Genomic DNA, 14,545 nt, shown 5'->3' on the forward strand with positions numbered 1-14,545 from the left:
AGGGAAAGGTCACCGCATCAACGAGCCGCCGTGGCAACTGTCGGGACAACGGCTGCAGCGAAACGCTGTTCGGCTCGCTGAAAGTGGAGCGGCTGCACGGCCAGCTCTGGTACAACGCGTCCCGTTTACACTCCATCTTGAACTACGTCAGCCCGGCGCAGTCCGAGGAACACTGGGGCCTGCTTGAGGAGTCATTCAGCACAATGTTCAAGCGGATCTTGACCGTCTGCATCGGCAACATCTGCCGCAGCCCGACCGCCGAATACCTGTTGCGCGAGCGGTTGGCATCCCGGGATATCCAGTTGGGCAGCGCCGGCCTTGGCGCGCTGGCGGGTTACCCGATGGATGCGACGGCGTTGCAACTGCTGGCCGAGCAAGGCATCGACGGCGCAGCGCATCGCGCGCGCCAGCTCACCCCCGCCATGCTGCGCGAGGCCGACCTGGTGCTCGGCATGGAAAAGAATCACGTGGACGCCATGGTGCGGCTGGCACCGGAAGCCAGCGGCAAGATTTTCATGCTCGACAAATGGTTGCAGGGACGCGACATTCCCGACCCGTACCGCCAGCAGCGTCCTGCGTTCGAGCAGGCTTACGGCATGATCGCGCAAGGTATCGACAGTTGGCTGCGCCACCTGTAACCGCCCCATGCACAGATAAGGATGACCATCTGGATGGCCGCTGCACAAAACCCCATCGCAAGGCACTGACGAAATCGATCTGGGCGAACGGTCGGTACCCTGATCGGCCACAAGTGGCCGATCGTCATCGTTACCGGCGCGCTCTTCGTGATCAGCGTGGCCTGCGCCATGCCGCCTCCGCTGCCTTGCTTCCTCCTCTGCGAAGCAGGGGAGGACTGAGTAGGGGTCGCTCTTGCGCTTGGCTCCAGCACCGAAGAAAGTCCCCTTGAGGGGCAACGCAGGGGAGAGTTGGGAAGGGTGTGCTCTTTGCCTCAATGCCAAAGCTCAATCCATACTCCCTACAAAACGCCAAAGCCCCAAACCCACCAGCGTCGCCCCTGCAACCCGAAACCCCCATAATCGACGGTCGAACCAGCTCCAACGGTTCCCTCCCATTCGTCCGACCCCGCGCCCGGTTCAAATTGCCGTACGGAGGCACCATGCAATCACTGAACGACACGAAGATCGCCATCATCGGCTTGGGATACGTCGGGTTGCCACTGGCCGTGGAGTTCGGCAAGCGCTACGACACCGTCGGCTTCGACATCAATACACTCCGCATTGGCGAACTGCGGGCCGGTCGCGACCACACGCTCGAAGTCGATGCGGACGAACTCGCCACGGCGACACGCCTGCGGTTCAGCGCCGCGCTCGACGATATCCGTGATCGCAACGTTTACATCGTGACGGTGCCCACTCCGATCGACACCGCCAAGCGACCGGACCTGACCCCGCTGATCAAGGCCAGCGAAAGCCTGGGTAAGGTGCTCAAGCCCGGCGATACCGTGGTGTACGAGTCCACCGTCTACCCCGGTTGTACCGAAGAAGTCTGCGTGCCGATCCTCGAAAAAGTCTCCGGCCTCACCTACAACCGTGACTTCTTCGCTGGCTACAGCCCCGAGCGCATCAACCCCGGCGACAAGCTGCATCGCGTCACCACCATCCTCAAGGTCACCTCCGGCTCCACGCCCGAAGTGGCCGATTTTGTCGACAGCCTGTACGGCTCGATCATCACCGCCGGCACGCACAAGGCCAGCTCGCTGAAAGTGGCCGAAGCCGCCAAGGTGATCGAGAACACCCAGCGCGATCTCAACATCGCCCTGGTCAATGACCTGGCCATCCTGTTCAACAAGCTCGGCATCGACACGCTGGAAGTGCTGCAGGCCGCCGGCACCAAGTGGAACTTCCTGCCGTTCCGCCCCGGCCTGGTCGGTGGCCATTGCATCAGCGTGGATCCGTACTACCTCACCCACAAGGCGCAGGAAGTGGGGCACCACCCGGATGTGATCCTGGCGGGTCGCCGCACCAATGACAGCATGGGTCCGTATATCGCCGGTGAGGTGATCCGCCTGATGGTGTGCAAGGGCATCAACCCGGTTGGCGCGCGCATTCTGATACTCGGCCTGGCGTTCAAGGAAAACTGTCCGGACCTGCGCAATACGCGCGTGGTCGATATCGTCGCCTCGCTGAAAGCCTACAACGCCGATGTGGACGTGCATGACCCCTGGGTCGATGCGGAACAAGCGCGGCACGAATACGGAATCACCATGATGGCTCAACCATCGATGGCCAATTACGACGCCGTCATCATCGCTGTCGGACACCAGCAGTTTGTGGCGCTGGGGACAGAAGGCATCCGCGCCCTCGGCAAGGCTTCGTCAGTGGTCTACGACGTGAAATATGTTCTTCCCCGCGAAGCTGCAGACGGCCGGCTCTAAGTACATGGCGGACAAACGCTTGAAGATTCTGGTCTGTGGTGGCGCCGGCTATATCGGCAGCCATACCTGCGTTGCGCTGGGCCAGTTGGGGCACGAGGTGGTTGTCTTCGACAACCTGAGCAACAGCACGCGGGTGGCGATTGACCGCATGGCTGAGCTTGTCGGTCGTCCTGTTGCCTTCATTCAAGGGGATATTCGCGAACGGCGCGACCTCGCGCGGGCTTTCGCCGGTGGAGTGGATTGCGTGATCCATTTCGCCGCACTCAAGTCGGTTGGCGAAAGTTGTTCACGGCCGCTGACCTATTTCGACAACAACATCTCCGGCACGATCACGTTGCTGCAGGCCATGGAAGCGGCGCAGGTGAGCCGCATGGTGTTCAGTTCGTCAGCTACTGTCTACGGCAATTCAGAGCAAGTCCCGGTTACGGAGAGTGCGCCGCTGCAGGCCACCAATCCCTATGGCCGCACCAAGCTGATCATGGAAGAGCTGATCCGCGACTACAGCGCGTCCCAGCCCGGCTTCAGCGGGGTCCTGCTGCGCTACTTCAACCCGGTCGGCGCACATCCCAGCGGCCGCATCGGCGAAAGTCCCACGGGCACTCCCGCCAATCTGATGCCCTACGTTACCCAGGTGGCGATCAAGCGCCGGGAGCAGTTGCAGGTCTTTGGCGGCGACTATCCCACGCGTGACGGTACGGGCGTGCGCGACTACGTGCACGTGGTGGACCTGGCCGAGGCGCATGCCAGCGCGGTTCGCTGGGCCATGACACAACAGGGCTGTATAGCGCTGAATCTCGGCACCGGATGTGGCTACAGCGTGCTGGAACTCATCAGGACTTTCGAGCGCACGACCGGTGCACGAGTGCCTTATCGCATTGTCGAACGACGCCCCGGCGACGTAGCCGAGCTATGGGCGGACGTGTCCATGGCGCGCGAAGTCCTGGGTTGGCAGGCACGCCATGGACTGGAGCGCATGTGTGAGGATGCCTGGCGCTGGCAATTGAATAACCCGGACGGCTATCAGGTCGCCTGATCTTTGGTCGATGCTGATTTGATCGCGCATATTTACGGAATGCATCCATGAAAGTCCTCGTCACCGGCACCGCCGGCTTCATCGGTTCCCATGTCGCCCTGAAACTGCTCGAGCGCGGCGACGAAGTCATCGGCTTCGACAGCCTCAACGACTACTACGACGTGAACCTGAAGAAGGCGCGGCTGGCGCGCTTCGTGGATCATCCGCACTACACGCATATTCACGGCGACCTGGCGGATCGGGCGTTGGTTGAAAGTGTGTTCGCCACGCACAAACCGCAGCGTGTCATCAACCTCGCGGCGCAGGCGGGCGTGCGTTATGCGGCGGAAAATCCGCATATCTACGTGGCCAGCAACATCACTGGTTTTCTCCATGTTCTGGAAGGCTGCCGCCATCATGGCGTGGAGCATCTGGTATTCGCCTCGACCAGCTCGGTTTACGGCGCCAATACGAAGATGCCGTTCTCCGAGCATCAGCCCACCGAGCATCCTTTGACGCTTTACGCAGCGACCAAGAAGGCCAACGAGCAGATGGCGCATAGTTACGCGCATCTGTATGGCATCCCCAGTACGGGTTTGCGATTCTTCACGGTGTATGGTCCGTGGGGACGGCCGGACATGGCGTTGTTCCTGTTCACCAGGGCGATCCTGGCCGGCGAGCCGATCAAGGTGTTCAACCACGGTCACCACAAGCGCAGTTTCACCTATGTCGACGATGTCGCCGAAGGCGTCATCCGCACGTTGGACACGGTGCCGGGCAAGGGTTTGCATTGGGACGCGCTGGCGCCCGATCCCGCCAGCAGCGGCGTGGCGCCGTACCGGCTGTTCAACATTGGCAACGAGCAGTCGATAGATCTGCTGCGCTACATCGAGGTGCTGGAACATTGCCTCGGCCGCAAGGCACAGATGGAGATGCTGCCGCTGCAGGCGGGCGACGTGCCGGACACCGAAGCGGATGTGTCGGATCTGATTCAGGCCGTCGGCTACAAGCCGCAGGTATCGGTGGAGGTCGGCGTGGCCCGTTTCGTCGATTGGTACCGCGAGTACTACGGAGCGTAGGTAGTGCTCGCGCCTGCCGTTCGTTTCCACCTGGCAACGGGTGGCGCAGGTCCTGTCGACGCCACCGTGCCGGAGCTGACGGCGCTATGGCCGGCGTCGCCGCTGGCGACTTGCGGCTACGCGCTCAGCCGTTGATCAGCGCCGCGATCTCGGCGGTGCGTTCCCGCATCAACGCATCGTCGCCGCGCGATTCCACGTTGAGTCGCAGCAGCGGCTCGGTGTTGGAGCTGCGCAGGTTGAAGCGCCAGTTGCCGAAGTCGGCGCTGATGCCGTCGGTGTGGTCGAGCGCGGGCGTGAGGTGGGTGTAGTGCGCCATCACCCGCGCGGTGGTGGCGCTTGCGTCGGCGACCTTGAAGTTGATCTCGCCGCTGCACGGGAACGCGCGCATGCGGTCTTCCACCAGCTCGGCCAGTGACAGGCCGCTGGCGGAGATCAGGTCGGCGATCAGCAGCCACGGGATCATGCCGGAGTCGCAGTAGGCAAAGTCGCGGAAGTAGTGATGCGCGCTCATCTCGCCGCCGTAGATGGCGTTCTCGGCGCGCATGCGTTCCTTGATGAAGGCGTGGCCGGTCTTGCTCAGCACCGGGATGCCGCCGGCTTCGCGCACCATCTCGATGGTGTTCCAGGTGAGCCGCGGGTCGTGGATGATCTTGCCGCCCGGGTGCCGCGCCAGCAGCGCTTTGGCCAGCAGGCCGACCAGGTAGTAGCCCTCGATGAAGCGGCCGTCGGCATCGAAGAAGAAGCAGCGGTCGAAATCGCCGTCCCAGGCTACGCCAAGGTCGGCGCCATGCGCGCGCACCGCGTCGGCGGTGGCGGCGCGGCATTCGGGCAGCAGCGGGTTGGGGATGCCGTTGGGGAAATGGCCGTCCGGCTCGTGCTGGATGCGGATGAACTGGAACGGCAGGTGCGGGGCAAGCTGGTCGACCACCAGGCCGGCGCCGCCGTTGCCGGCGTTGGCCACGATCTTCAACGGCTGCAGCCGGTCGCGGTCGACGTAGCCAAGCAGATGCGCGATGTAGGCGGACTTGTCCGTCATCCGACGCGGCGTGGCGGTGGTAGTCGGGATCGGTGCGTCGTGGCTGGCGGCGAAGTCGCGGATCGCGAACAGCCCGCTGTCGCCGCTGATCGGTCGCGAGCCTTCGCGCACCAGCTTCATGCCGTTGTAGTCCATCGGGTTGTGGCTGGCGGTGACCATCACGCCGCCGGCCGCGCCGAGGTGATCGGTCTGGAAATAGACCTCCTCGGTACCACCCATGCCGATGTCGATCACTTCGCGCCCGGCCGCCTGGAAACCTTCGCTCACCGCCGCCTGTAGCGCCGGGCTGCTCAGGCGTACGTCGCGCCCCACCACCACCGGTCCCGGGCCGAGCAGGCCGGCCATGCCAAGGCCGATCTTGCGCGCCAACGTTTCGTCAAGCTCGTCGGGCACGCGCCCGCGAATGTCGTAGGCCTTGAAGCAGGGGAGTGTGGTCATCCGTGTGTTCCTGGTTGTTGCGGTCAGCCGTGAATGATAGCGGTCGGCACTGCTTCGGTCCCGCCGCCTGCTGTGCAGGGGGGCGAACCGAAGCTGCATGCCCTGCTCCCTCCCCCGCGAAGCAGGGGAGGGTGGGGTTGCTCTTTGTCAGGGCAAGCTCACACGGCCCCGTTCGTCCTGAGCCTCACAACTCCGCTCGCCCCGAGCCTGTCACCTCTTCCGTTCGTCCCCGGATCAAGTCCGGGGCAGGCTCCGAGCCTGTCATCTCTTCCGTTCGTCCTGAGCCTGTCGAAGGATGAGCGGAAGAGCGCGGTGGGTCGACATCCCGCGGCGAACGCCCTTCGACAGGCTCAGGGCGAGCGGAGTTGTGAGGTTCGGGGCGAGCGGAGTTGTGAGGTTCGGGGCGAGCGGAGTTGTGAGGCTAGGGGCGAGCGGAGTTGTGAGGCTCGGGGCGAGCGGAGTTGTGAGGCTCGGGACGAACGGAGGATCGGTGCACCCGCACTGCGATGTCGCCATGCACCGCTCCCGCGAAGCGGGGGCGGAGTCCGGGCCGATCAGTGGAACATCAGGTTGATCGCGAGCAGGGTGACGACGAGGACCAGGAAGGTCAGCGGCAGGCCGACGCGCAGGAAGTCCTTGCCTTTGTAGCCGCCGGGGCCGGTGACCATCATCAGCGCCGGGTGGCCGGAGCTGAGTAGGAAGGTGTTGGAGGAAGACACCGCCACGATCAGCGCGTAGGCCGACGGATTGCCGCCGGTGGCGACGGCCACGCTGATCGCGATCGGCACCATCATCACGGTGGCGCCGACGTTGGACATCACCTGCGAGAACAGCAGGGTGAGTACCGCCAGCACCAGTTGCAGCAGGTAGGGCGAGGCGTTGCCCAGGTAGTACAGCACCTGCTGCGCCAGCCACGCGGCGGTGCCGGTGGCGTCCATCGACCAGCCCAGCGGGATCAGGCAGGCGATCACGAAGACGGTTTTCCAGTTCACCGCCTTGTACGCCTCGTCCATGTTCAGCACGCCGGTCAGCAGCATCGCGATGGCGCCGGTCATCATCGCGATCGACAGGTCGAGGTTGGTGAACAACGCCAGGCACTGGGCGAACAGGAAGAAGCCCACCGCCTGCCAGATCTTGCCGGGGCGCTGCTGCTCCTTCGGGATGTCGGTGACGACGACCAGGTCCTTGTCTTCCGCGGCCAGCGCCAGGTCGCGCCAGTTGCTGTGCAGCACCACGGTGTCGCCGGCGCGCAGGCTGACCGCGCGCACGTCGTCGCGGAACACCTGCTCGCCGCGGGTCACCGCCAGCACCGAGATGCCGAAGCGCTTGCGCAGGCGCAGCTCGGCCACGGTGTGCTTGATGAAGCGCGACACCGGCGGGATCACCACTTCGGAAATGCCGGCACGGGTGGGGTTGAACAGCTCGCCGAGCTGGCGCATGCGCGAGGACAGCCGGCACAACTGGTTGTTGGCGAACTGCGCCAGTTGCTCGCGTGGGCCGAACACGCCCAACACCGAGCCGACCCAGATCACGTGGTCGGCCGGTGGTGCCATGCGTGCGTCGTTGCCGCTCTTGATCGCCAGGATCAGCGGCGCTTCGTGCAGTTGCTCGACCTCGCCGATGCTCATGCCGACCAGCGGGCTTTCCGCGGTGACGGTGAGCTCGGACGTTTCGCCGCCGATGCCGTAGGTCTCGGCAAAATAGCTTTCGGTGCGGCCCGGCGTCACCTTCAGTCGCTCGTCCTCGTGCCCGGGCAGCAGCTTGCGTCCGAACAGGTAGAAATACAGCACGCCCACCGCCGCCAGCGCCAGGCCGATCGGAGTCACGCTGAACAGGCCGAACTTGGGGATGGTGTGCGCGCCCGGCATCAGGTTGGCATTGGCGCTGGCGATCAGGTCGTTCAGCACGATCAGCGAGGAGTTGGCGATCAGCGTGGTGTTGGTGGCGGTGAGGATGCAGAACGCCATCGGCAGCAGCAGCTTCGACAACGGCACGCCGGTGCGCGCGGCCAACCGGCTGCTGACCGGGATCATCAGCGCGGCCAGCGCCTGGCTGGGGATCACCGAACTGAACAGGCTGGCGACCAGGTTGATCACCACGCCCAGACGCGATTCCGCGCCGCGCGACATGCGCACCACGAACTGCGCGGTGGCGTTGAGCACGCCGGCCCGGTCCAACCCCTCGCCCATGATCATGATCGCGATGATCGCGATCACCGCGTTGCCGGCGAAGCCGTTGAACACGCGATCGGACGGCAGCAGCCCGGTCAAGCCGATCACCACTACCACCAGCAGCGCCACCATGTCGGCGCGCAGCCACTCCAGCACCAGCATCAGCATGGTGAAACCCACCAGCCCGAGTACCAGGATCATTTCGGGGGTGAGCGAGAGTGCCACTAGCTGACGTCCCTGCAGGGCAGCCGGTTACGGTGGATGCGGCGGGGCAGTGGAAGCTTCACGCTGCGACGGTTCGTCCCTGTGTGGATGAGCGTGAGTATAAGCGGGGCGGCATGGTTGCTGGTGAACCGGAGGCCAAGAACAACCCCGCCCCTGAAGGACTCCCTTCGATCGCCCAACCCTTCCACATCCTTCCGTCCGCCTCGAACCTGTCACCCCCATCCATTCGCCCCGGACCTGCGCCCATCCGTTCGTCCTGAGCCTGTCGAAGGATGGACGGATGGACATGGCGAGCGAGTTCAAACATCCCGCGAGTGCCCTTCAACAGGCTCAGAGCCTGCCCCGGACTTGATCCGGGGCGAACGGGGTCTGGCACAGCTGCGAGTAAAACGCGGAGGCCGGAAGCGTGACGCCCTTCCTCTCAAACTTTCCGATACAACAAATCCCACACCCCATGCCCCAGCTTCAGCCCACGCCGCTCGAAGTGCGTCTCGATGCGCCACTCCGGCTTCTCGGCGTACTGCCCGGGGCCGAGCTGGTTGCGCCAGGCGGGGGCGGCTTCCATCACTTCGAGCATGTGCTCGGCGTAGGGCTGCCAGTCGGTGGCCAGGTGCAGCAGGCCGTCGGGGGCCATGCACGAGGCGAGCAGGGCGGCGAACTCGGGTTGGATCAGGCGGCGCTTGTTGTGGCGCTTCTTGTGCCACGGATCGGGGAACCAGATGCGTGCTTCGGACAAGGCGGCAGGGGCGATCTCGTGTTGCAGCACTTCCACCGCGTCGTGCTTGTATAGCCGCACGTTGGCTGCGTCGCGTGCGGCCAATGCATTCATCAGCCGGCCCACGCCGGGGCCGTGCACTTCGACACCGATGAAGTCGCGCGCCAGGTCGTGCTCGCTGGCCCAAGCCAGTGCCTCGCCGTTGCCGAAGCCGATCTCCAGCACCAGCGGCGCCACGCGACCGAAGTTCGCGGTGAAGTCGTGCGGGGCGCCTTGGTAGTCGATGCCGAAGCGCGACCACAGCGTGTCGAACGCGCGCTGCTGCGCCGGCGTCATGCGCCCTTCGCGCAATACGAAGCTGCGGATGCGGCGCATGTATTCGGGAGTTGGGCGATCGGGGGAATCGGTCGTGGGCATCCGCGCATTGTAGAGCCTGACCCCCACCCCAAGCCCTCCCCTGCAGGCAGGAGAAGGTTGGGGTGGGCTCAGACTCTTGCCTCAGTGCTGCCGCTCGTCCTCGCGCACACGCTCCGCATTCCTGCGGTTGGACGGCCGCGATTCGCTGCGCTGCGGTCGTGGCGCTTCGGCGCGCGGTGGCTGCGGCGCGGTGCGTTGCGGCGGTTGGTACTGCGGTTGCGGGCGAGGTTGCGACACCGGCTCGCGCTGCACCGGGCTGGGCATCGGGCGCGGCTGCTCGCGCACATACTCGCGCGGCGCGGGTTCGGGCCGCTGGAAGCGCGGTTCGGCCCGCTCGCGCACCGGCGCCGCCGGCTGCGGCCGTTCCCGCTGCACGGTGCGGTCGGACTGGTAGCGCTGGAAGCGGTCGTTGTCGGCCGGCATGCTGCGAGGTTCGGCGCGCCGGATCTGCGGCGCCTCCGAAGGCATCGGACGGTTGCCGGGGATCGCGCGCGGCTGTTCTTCGGCGGCGGGGGCGATGTAGCTGACGCCCGGGCGTGGCGTCGCCGTGCGGCGATCCACGTCGTCGCGGCCGCGCGGGTGGGCGAAGCGGGCGGAGCGCAGTTCGCCGTCGTCGCGCACCATGTCCGGCCCGCGGTTGGGCGTGGCCGGCATGATGCGCGGGACGGCGGGCAGTTGCCCGGTCGCGGTGGCTGGCCGGCGTTGAATGTTGTCGTTGCGATCCGCCATGGACGGACGCCCGCTGCGGCGGAGGTCGCCCTGGCCATCCAGCACGCGCACGTTGCTGCGCGGCGTGGCGGCGAACCTGTCGCCGCGGCCGGGAACGGGCGCGTCGTGGATCGTGGGTGGCGCACGGCGCGCCACCACCTGCCGGTTGAAGCCGCCGGCGGGCAGGTCGCGTGCATGCGTGTTGCGCGGTGGTCTCGTAGCGCCGGCGATCGGGCGGGGCCGGTCGACGCCACGCGGCAGCACCGGTGCATCGGTGAGTTTGCGCGGGTCGATCCGCACCATGTCGCGCTGCACGTGGCGGCCGCCGGCGAAGCTGCGGCCGGGCACGGCGGTGAAGCCGCGCGGTGCGTCGCGGTTGACGTAGCGGTCGCCGCGACCGGGCTGGCCGCGGCGGTAACGGTTGTAGTGGTCGTCGATGTCGCGGCGCGGATCGTAGCCGTGGCGCCCGCGGATATTGCGGATGTTGACGTTGGCGTAGTAGTTGCGGCCACAGCGGTACCACGGGTTGTAGAACTCGCCCGGGCCGAGCGGGAACCAGCCTACCGGCGCACCGCCGATGCCGACCGACCAGCCACCGCCGCCGACGAAGGCGACCAGCGCCGGTGCGTAGATCGGGCGCACGTCGCGCGGCCCCGGGATCCAGCCCCAGCCGTCGCGCACGTACGCCCAGCGGCCGTAGTGGTACGGCGCGAAACCCCACGGCGCATCATCCACCCAGGTCCAGCCCCACGGCGCGATGTAGGCCCAGTGGCCGTTGCGGTAAGGCGCCCAGTTGGCGTCGACGTCGCTGGGGAACCACACCGCGCCATACTCGCTGGTGTCCTGCCAGGCGCCGTACTGGTCGAGGTCCTGGTAACCGACCACGTCGTCGGAGACGTACCGGCTGCTGTCCGATTGCGCGTAGCGGCGGTCGCGTTCGCTGGCCCAGGCGTCGAACGCGTCACCGCCGCCAATGTCGGTGATCGTCACCATGGACAGGCTCGGGTCGACGAAGCGGTAGCTGCGCCCGGGATTGATCGGGCGTTGCGCGTTGTTCTCGCCGAACACGGTGGCACCGCCGTCGAATGCGGTGACGCGGGTGCTGCCGTCGCGCTCGTCGATGTCGACGCGGAACGTGCCGGGCTGGTCGACCACCAGCGCCACCGCCGGGGTGTCGATCTCGTAGCTCTGGCCGTCGTCGAGGCGGCGCACGGTGAGGCTGAGCGTGCCCTGGGTCAGTTCGATCTGGGCCAGCTGGTCGTTGAGGTCGAGCAGGCCGAAGTCGGTCCGCCCGTCGATGCGCAGCGTGCCGCCACCGAACTCCAGCTCGGCGCGCGCGCCCTGGGCGGTGGACAGTTTGTCGCCGGTGGTCAGCGGGCGGTTGATGTTGGCGTCGCTCCAGTCCTTCGCGCCGGCAGGCAGGAAGCCGAGATCGCCAGCGATGTACGACAGCCGCGCCACCCGGCTCGGCGGATCGGCGCTGTCGTCGACGCCGGACTGCGCCTGGGCCAGGCCCGCCACCATGCACAGCAACATGATCGCCAGCGCGCGCCAGTGACGGCGCCACGAAGTGGACAACTCGACGAACCTGGGCATGGTGCTCTCCTTGGGAGCGGGCTTGCGATGGGTACGGAGGCTTGCGTTCGACACCCTCGCCTCAACGTGCATTGTCAGGCCGGGGATGACCGTCGCCGGATTATGCGCAGGCGCTTGTTCAGCACGCGTTGGGCCACCCGATCCAGCTTGCTCCCTCCCCCGCAAAGCAGGGGAAGGAGCGAACGTGCAGTCGCAGAAATGCCCTTCTGCCTGGAAGGGCGGGTGGGGGTCGAGCTTTTCAACCACGCGAATCCCGGGTTACCATCCGCCGGCCAAGGCGGGTGTAGCTCAATGGTAGAGCTGTAGCTTCCCAAGCTACTGACGAGGGTTCGATTCCCTTCACCCGCTCCACCCCCGGTCCCCGAGCAATCCCGAACCCTTATGGCGGATCTGATCACCCTCGGTTGGCGGGAGCGGCTGGCGTTGCCGCAGCTGGGTATCGACATGCTCAAGGCGAAGCTCGATACCGGCGCGCGCAGCAGTTCGCTGCACGTGGACACCCTCGAGACCTTCCAGCGCGACGGCGCGACCTGGCTGCGTTTCACCATCCATGCCGGGCGGCGCCAGCCGGTGGAGATCTGCTGCGAGGCGCCGGCGTTGGACCGCCGCGCGGTGACCGACACCGGGGGGCGGCGCACCGAGCGCTGGTTCATCCGCAGTGAAGTACAACTGGCGGGGCAGCAGTTCAGCGTCGACATCAACCTGACCGATCGTCGGCATATGCTGTTTCCGATGTTGCTGGGCCGCAGTGCGCTGAGCGGGCGTTTTGCGGTGGACCCGGTGCGTTCCTATACCCAGACGCGGCCACTGACGGCGGCCACGGACTTTCGATGACGGCCACTTCATGAAGATCGCGATCCTGTCGCGCAATACCCGACTCTATTCGACCAAGCGCCTGGTCGAGGCCGCGCGCGTGCGCGGGCACGTGGTGCGCGTGTTCGATCCGCTGCGCTGCTACGTGCGCATCGCGCCGGGGGCAGCGTCGATCCGCTACAAGGGCAAGGAGGTGCGCGACATCGATGCGGTGATCCCGCGCATCGGCACCACCAGTACGTTCTACGGCACCGCGGTGCTGCGCCAGCTGGAGATGATGGGCGTGTACACGCCGAACCCGTCCGATGCAGTGCTGCGCGCGCGCGACAAGCTGCGCTGCCTGCAGATCCTCGCCGCGCAGGGCATCGACATGCCGGTGACGGTGTTCGGCGACAACCCGGACGACGCCGACGACGTGCTGGCCCTGCTCGGCGATCCGCCGCACGTGATCAAGCTCAACGAAGGCAGCCAGGGCACCGGCGTGGTGCTGGCGGAGAAGCGCGCCGCGTCGCAGAGCGTGATCGAGGCGTTCCGCGGCCTGTACGCGAACTTCCTGGTGCAGGAGTTCGTGGCCGAGGCGAAGGGCAGTGACCTGCGCTGCTTCGTGGTCGGCAAGAAGGTGGTGGCGGCGATGCAGCGCGACGCCACCCCGGGCGATTTCCGCGCGAACCTGCACCGCGGCGGCACCGCGGTGGCGGCCACGCTGAGCGCCGAGGAGAAACGCATCGCCGTTCGCGCGGCCGGCGCGCTCGGGCTGGGCATCGCCGGCGTGGACCTGCTGCGCTCCAACCGCGGCCCGCTGCTGCTGGAAGTGAACGCCTCGCCCGGTCTGGAAGGTATCGAGGCCGCCACCGGCGTCGACGTGGCCGGCGCGATCGTGGGCCAACTCGAACGACGAATGGCCGAAAAGGCCTGAGCGGACTGGTGCCCTCCGGTTCGGCAAAGTCAGATGTACGAACAGATTCGTTGACAGCGGCGCGGCAGGGAATCTAGCCTGCGTGCTCCGGCCGTGCCGGGCAATGGGTCGAACAATTCCAGGGGGGAGAATCCATGAATACCAGGAACCGGGTCGCGCTGATCTTGGTCTTGCTTGCGTTGTGTGCGCTGGCTTCGCCGCTGTTGGCGCGGTCAGCCAAGGTGAAGCCTATGCAGGTGCAGGCCGACACCAAGGCCAAGTTCGACGCTGTGGCCGCCGAGGTGCGGGCTCAATTGGCTCCGGGTGGACGGTTCGAGTTCGTGACCAAGGAAGAGCAAGCCAAGCTCGACACCAACCTCGATGCCATGGGTGCGCTGTTCGACAAGTACGGCACGGTGGCCCAGATGGATCGGGACACCAAGATTGCCCTATTCAACGGTCAGGAAGTGGTCAACGGCATCCTCAAGCAGCGCGATGCCGAGCGTCTGATCTGCCGGTCAGAGATGCCCACCGGCTCGCACATTCCCACCACCAAGTGCCGAACCTATGGTGACATCCAGCGGGCGGAGATCGATTCGCACAATTACATGGAGCGGTTCCAGCAACGCGCCCAACCCAACGGCAGCGCGCTCGTTCCGGGAACCCTCGGACACTGAGCGTGCGTGAGCGTTACGCGCTGCGGCGAACGCCATGGCGGTAGTGCCGCCGTGAGCCGTCGAAGAAGCCCACCGGGACCGAACTCGAAATCGTGTGCGTGTTGTGGGCGCGCGGCTCGTGCACCGTGCGCGAAGTCCACGAGTTGCTCTACCGCGGCGAGGGCGGCGGCCTCACGATAGCAGGTCAGCACCGAATCAGAAGTTGTCGGGATTGACCCTTCCATGAACGGCTCGGATCGAGCGCCTTGCCCGGTTATCGCGGCGCGTCAGAAAGCGCGTCCGCCAGCATCGGGATCATGAATGGATTTGACGCTCGGAGTTAACTGTCACCTAACCAGCCAGCAGCTATAAGGTGCAGGTCGTCTGGT

11 protein-coding genes, 1 tRNA gene and 1 pseudogene are annotated in these 14,545 nt (G+C 65.9%); 9 read left to right on the forward strand and 4 right to left on the reverse strand.

Translation table 11 applies throughout. From position 1 onward, the window contains the following. Positions 1 to 8: 8 nt before the first annotated feature. The 5 genes and pseudogenes from ABD024_RS03280 to ABD024_RS03300 all read left to right on the forward strand — a co-directional run. Positions 9 to 176 (forward strand): annotated as a pseudogene (locus ABD024_RS03280) (IS3-like element ISPsy28 family transposase); the annotation flags it as partial. Positions 177 to 203: 27 nt separating this feature from the next. Beyond that, positions 204 to 638, forward strand: coding sequence for a low molecular weight protein-tyrosine-phosphatase (locus ABD024_RS03285; protein WP_343849643.1), 435 nt, complete (start codon positions 204 to 206; stop codon positions 636 to 638). A 479-nt stretch (positions 639 to 1,117) separates the two neighbouring features. Continuing rightward, positions 1,118 to 2,395: a Vi polysaccharide biosynthesis UDP-N-acetylglucosamine C-6 dehydrogenase TviB gene (gene tviB / locus ABD024_RS03290; protein ID WP_343854466.1), complete on the forward strand. Its 1,278-nt coding sequence runs from the start codon at positions 1,118 to 1,120 to the stop codon at positions 2,393 to 2,395. Positions 2,396 to 2,414: 19 nt separating this feature from the next. Continuing rightward, the gene (gene galE / locus ABD024_RS03295) at positions 2,415 to 3,428 is read left to right on the forward strand and encodes a UDP-glucose 4-epimerase GalE (RefSeq protein WP_343849647.1); all 1,014 of its coding nucleotides are present in this window, start codon (positions 2,415 to 2,417) and stop codon (positions 3,426 to 3,428) included. A gap of 47 nt (positions 3,429 to 3,475) precedes the next feature. Further along, complete coding sequence (locus tag ABD024_RS03300; RefSeq protein WP_343849651.1) at positions 3,476 to 4,486, forward strand: NAD-dependent epimerase; 1,011 nt, start codon at positions 3,476 to 3,478, stop codon at positions 4,484 to 4,486. 124 nt (positions 4,487 to 4,610) lie between these two features. Here ABD024_RS03300 and ABD024_RS03305 read toward each other — a convergent pair whose 3' ends face one another. From ABD024_RS03305 to ABD024_RS03320, 4 genes are all read right to left on the reverse strand, one after another. Beyond that, positions 4,611 to 5,960 carry a phosphohexomutase domain-containing protein gene (locus tag ABD024_RS03305; RefSeq protein ID WP_343849654.1) on the reverse strand — a complete coding sequence of 450 codons (1,350 nt, stop codon included), beginning with the start codon at positions 5,958 to 5,960 and terminating at the stop codon, positions 4,611 to 4,613. Between the two features lie 554 nt (positions 5,961 to 6,514). Further along, positions 6,515 to 8,332, reverse strand: coding sequence for an SLC13 family permease (locus tag ABD024_RS03310; RefSeq protein WP_343854470.1), 1,818 nt, complete (start codon positions 8,330 to 8,332; stop codon positions 6,515 to 6,517). A gap of 445 nt (positions 8,333 to 8,777) precedes the next feature. Further along, positions 8,778 to 9,488: a tRNA (guanosine(46)-N7)-methyltransferase TrmB gene (gene trmB / locus ABD024_RS03315; RefSeq protein WP_343849659.1), complete on the reverse strand. Its 711-nt coding sequence runs from the start codon at positions 9,486 to 9,488 to the stop codon at positions 8,778 to 8,780. A gap of 81 nt (positions 9,489 to 9,569) precedes the next feature. Beyond that, positions 9,570 to 11,792 (reverse strand): DUF6600 domain-containing protein, encoded by a 2,223-nt coding sequence (locus tag ABD024_RS03320; RefSeq protein ID WP_343849662.1) that lies wholly within the window; start codon positions 11,790 to 11,792, stop codon positions 9,570 to 9,572. Between the two features lie 277 nt (positions 11,793 to 12,069). On the opposite strand from ABD024_RS03320, the gene ABD024_RS03325 reads away from it, so the two are divergent. The 4 genes from ABD024_RS03325 to ABD024_RS03340 all read left to right on the forward strand — a co-directional run bounded on the left by ABD024_RS03325 (position 12,070) and on the right by ABD024_RS03340 (position 14,177). Continuing rightward, positions 12,070 to 12,143: transfer RNA gene (locus ABD024_RS03325), tRNA-Gly, on the forward strand. A 30-nt stretch (positions 12,144 to 12,173) separates the two neighbouring features. Beyond that, the gene (locus ABD024_RS03330) at positions 12,174 to 12,626 is read left to right on the forward strand and encodes an ATP-dependent zinc protease family protein (RefSeq protein WP_343849665.1); all 453 of its coding nucleotides are present in this window, start codon (positions 12,174 to 12,176) and stop codon (positions 12,624 to 12,626) included. 10 nt (positions 12,627 to 12,636) lie between these two features. Continuing rightward, positions 12,637 to 13,521 (forward strand): 30S ribosomal protein S6--L-glutamate ligase, encoded by an 885-nt coding sequence (rimK, locus tag ABD024_RS03335; RefSeq protein WP_343849667.1) that lies wholly within the window; start codon positions 12,637 to 12,639, stop codon positions 13,519 to 13,521. 134 nt (positions 13,522 to 13,655) lie between these two features. After that, complete coding sequence (locus ABD024_RS03340; RefSeq protein ID WP_343849670.1) at positions 13,656 to 14,177, forward strand: hypothetical protein; 522 nt, start codon at positions 13,656 to 13,658, stop codon at positions 14,175 to 14,177. Positions 14,178 to 14,545: the final 368 nt, after the last annotated feature.

The sequence above is a fragment of the Rhodanobacter soli genome, assembly GCF_039523495.1.
Taxonomy (GTDB): Bacteria; Pseudomonadota; Gammaproteobacteria; order Xanthomonadales; family Rhodanobacteraceae; genus Rhodanobacter; species Rhodanobacter soli.

Bases quoted from the DNA above. Each gene is read 5' to 3' on its own strand.
- tviB (WP_343854466.1), top strand. From the start codon at position 1,118: ATGCAATCACTGAACGACACGAAGATCGCCATCATCGGCTTGGGATAC.
- ABD024_RS03300 (WP_343849651.1), top strand. From the start codon at position 3,476: ATGAAAGTCCTCGTCACCGGCACCGCCGGCTTCATCGGTTCCCATGTC.
- trmB (WP_343849659.1), bottom strand. From the start codon at position 9,488: ATGCCCACGACCGATTCCCCCGATCGCCCAACTCCCGAATACATGCGC.
- ABD024_RS03305 (WP_343849654.1), bottom strand. From the start codon at position 5,960: ATGACCACACTCCCCTGCTTCAAGGCCTACGACATTCGCGGGCGCGTG.
- rimK (WP_343849667.1), top strand. From the start codon at position 12,637: ATGAAGATCGCGATCCTGTCGCGCAATACCCGACTCTATTCGACCAAG.
- ABD024_RS03310 (WP_343854470.1), bottom strand. From the start codon at position 8,332: ATGATCCTGGTACTCGGGCTGGTGGGTTTCACCATGCTGATGCTGGTG.
- ABD024_RS03285 (WP_343849643.1), top strand. From the start codon at position 204: ATGTTCAAGCGGATCTTGACCGTCTGCATCGGCAACATCTGCCGCAGC.
- ABD024_RS03320 (WP_343849662.1), bottom strand. From the start codon at position 11,792: ATGCCCAGGTTCGTCGAGTTGTCCACTTCGTGGCGCCGTCACTGGCGC.
- ABD024_RS03330 (WP_343849665.1), top strand. From the start codon at position 12,174: ATGGCGGATCTGATCACCCTCGGTTGGCGGGAGCGGCTGGCGTTGCCG.
- ABD024_RS03340 (WP_343849670.1), top strand. From the start codon at position 13,656: ATGAATACCAGGAACCGGGTCGCGCTGATCTTGGTCTTGCTTGCGTTG.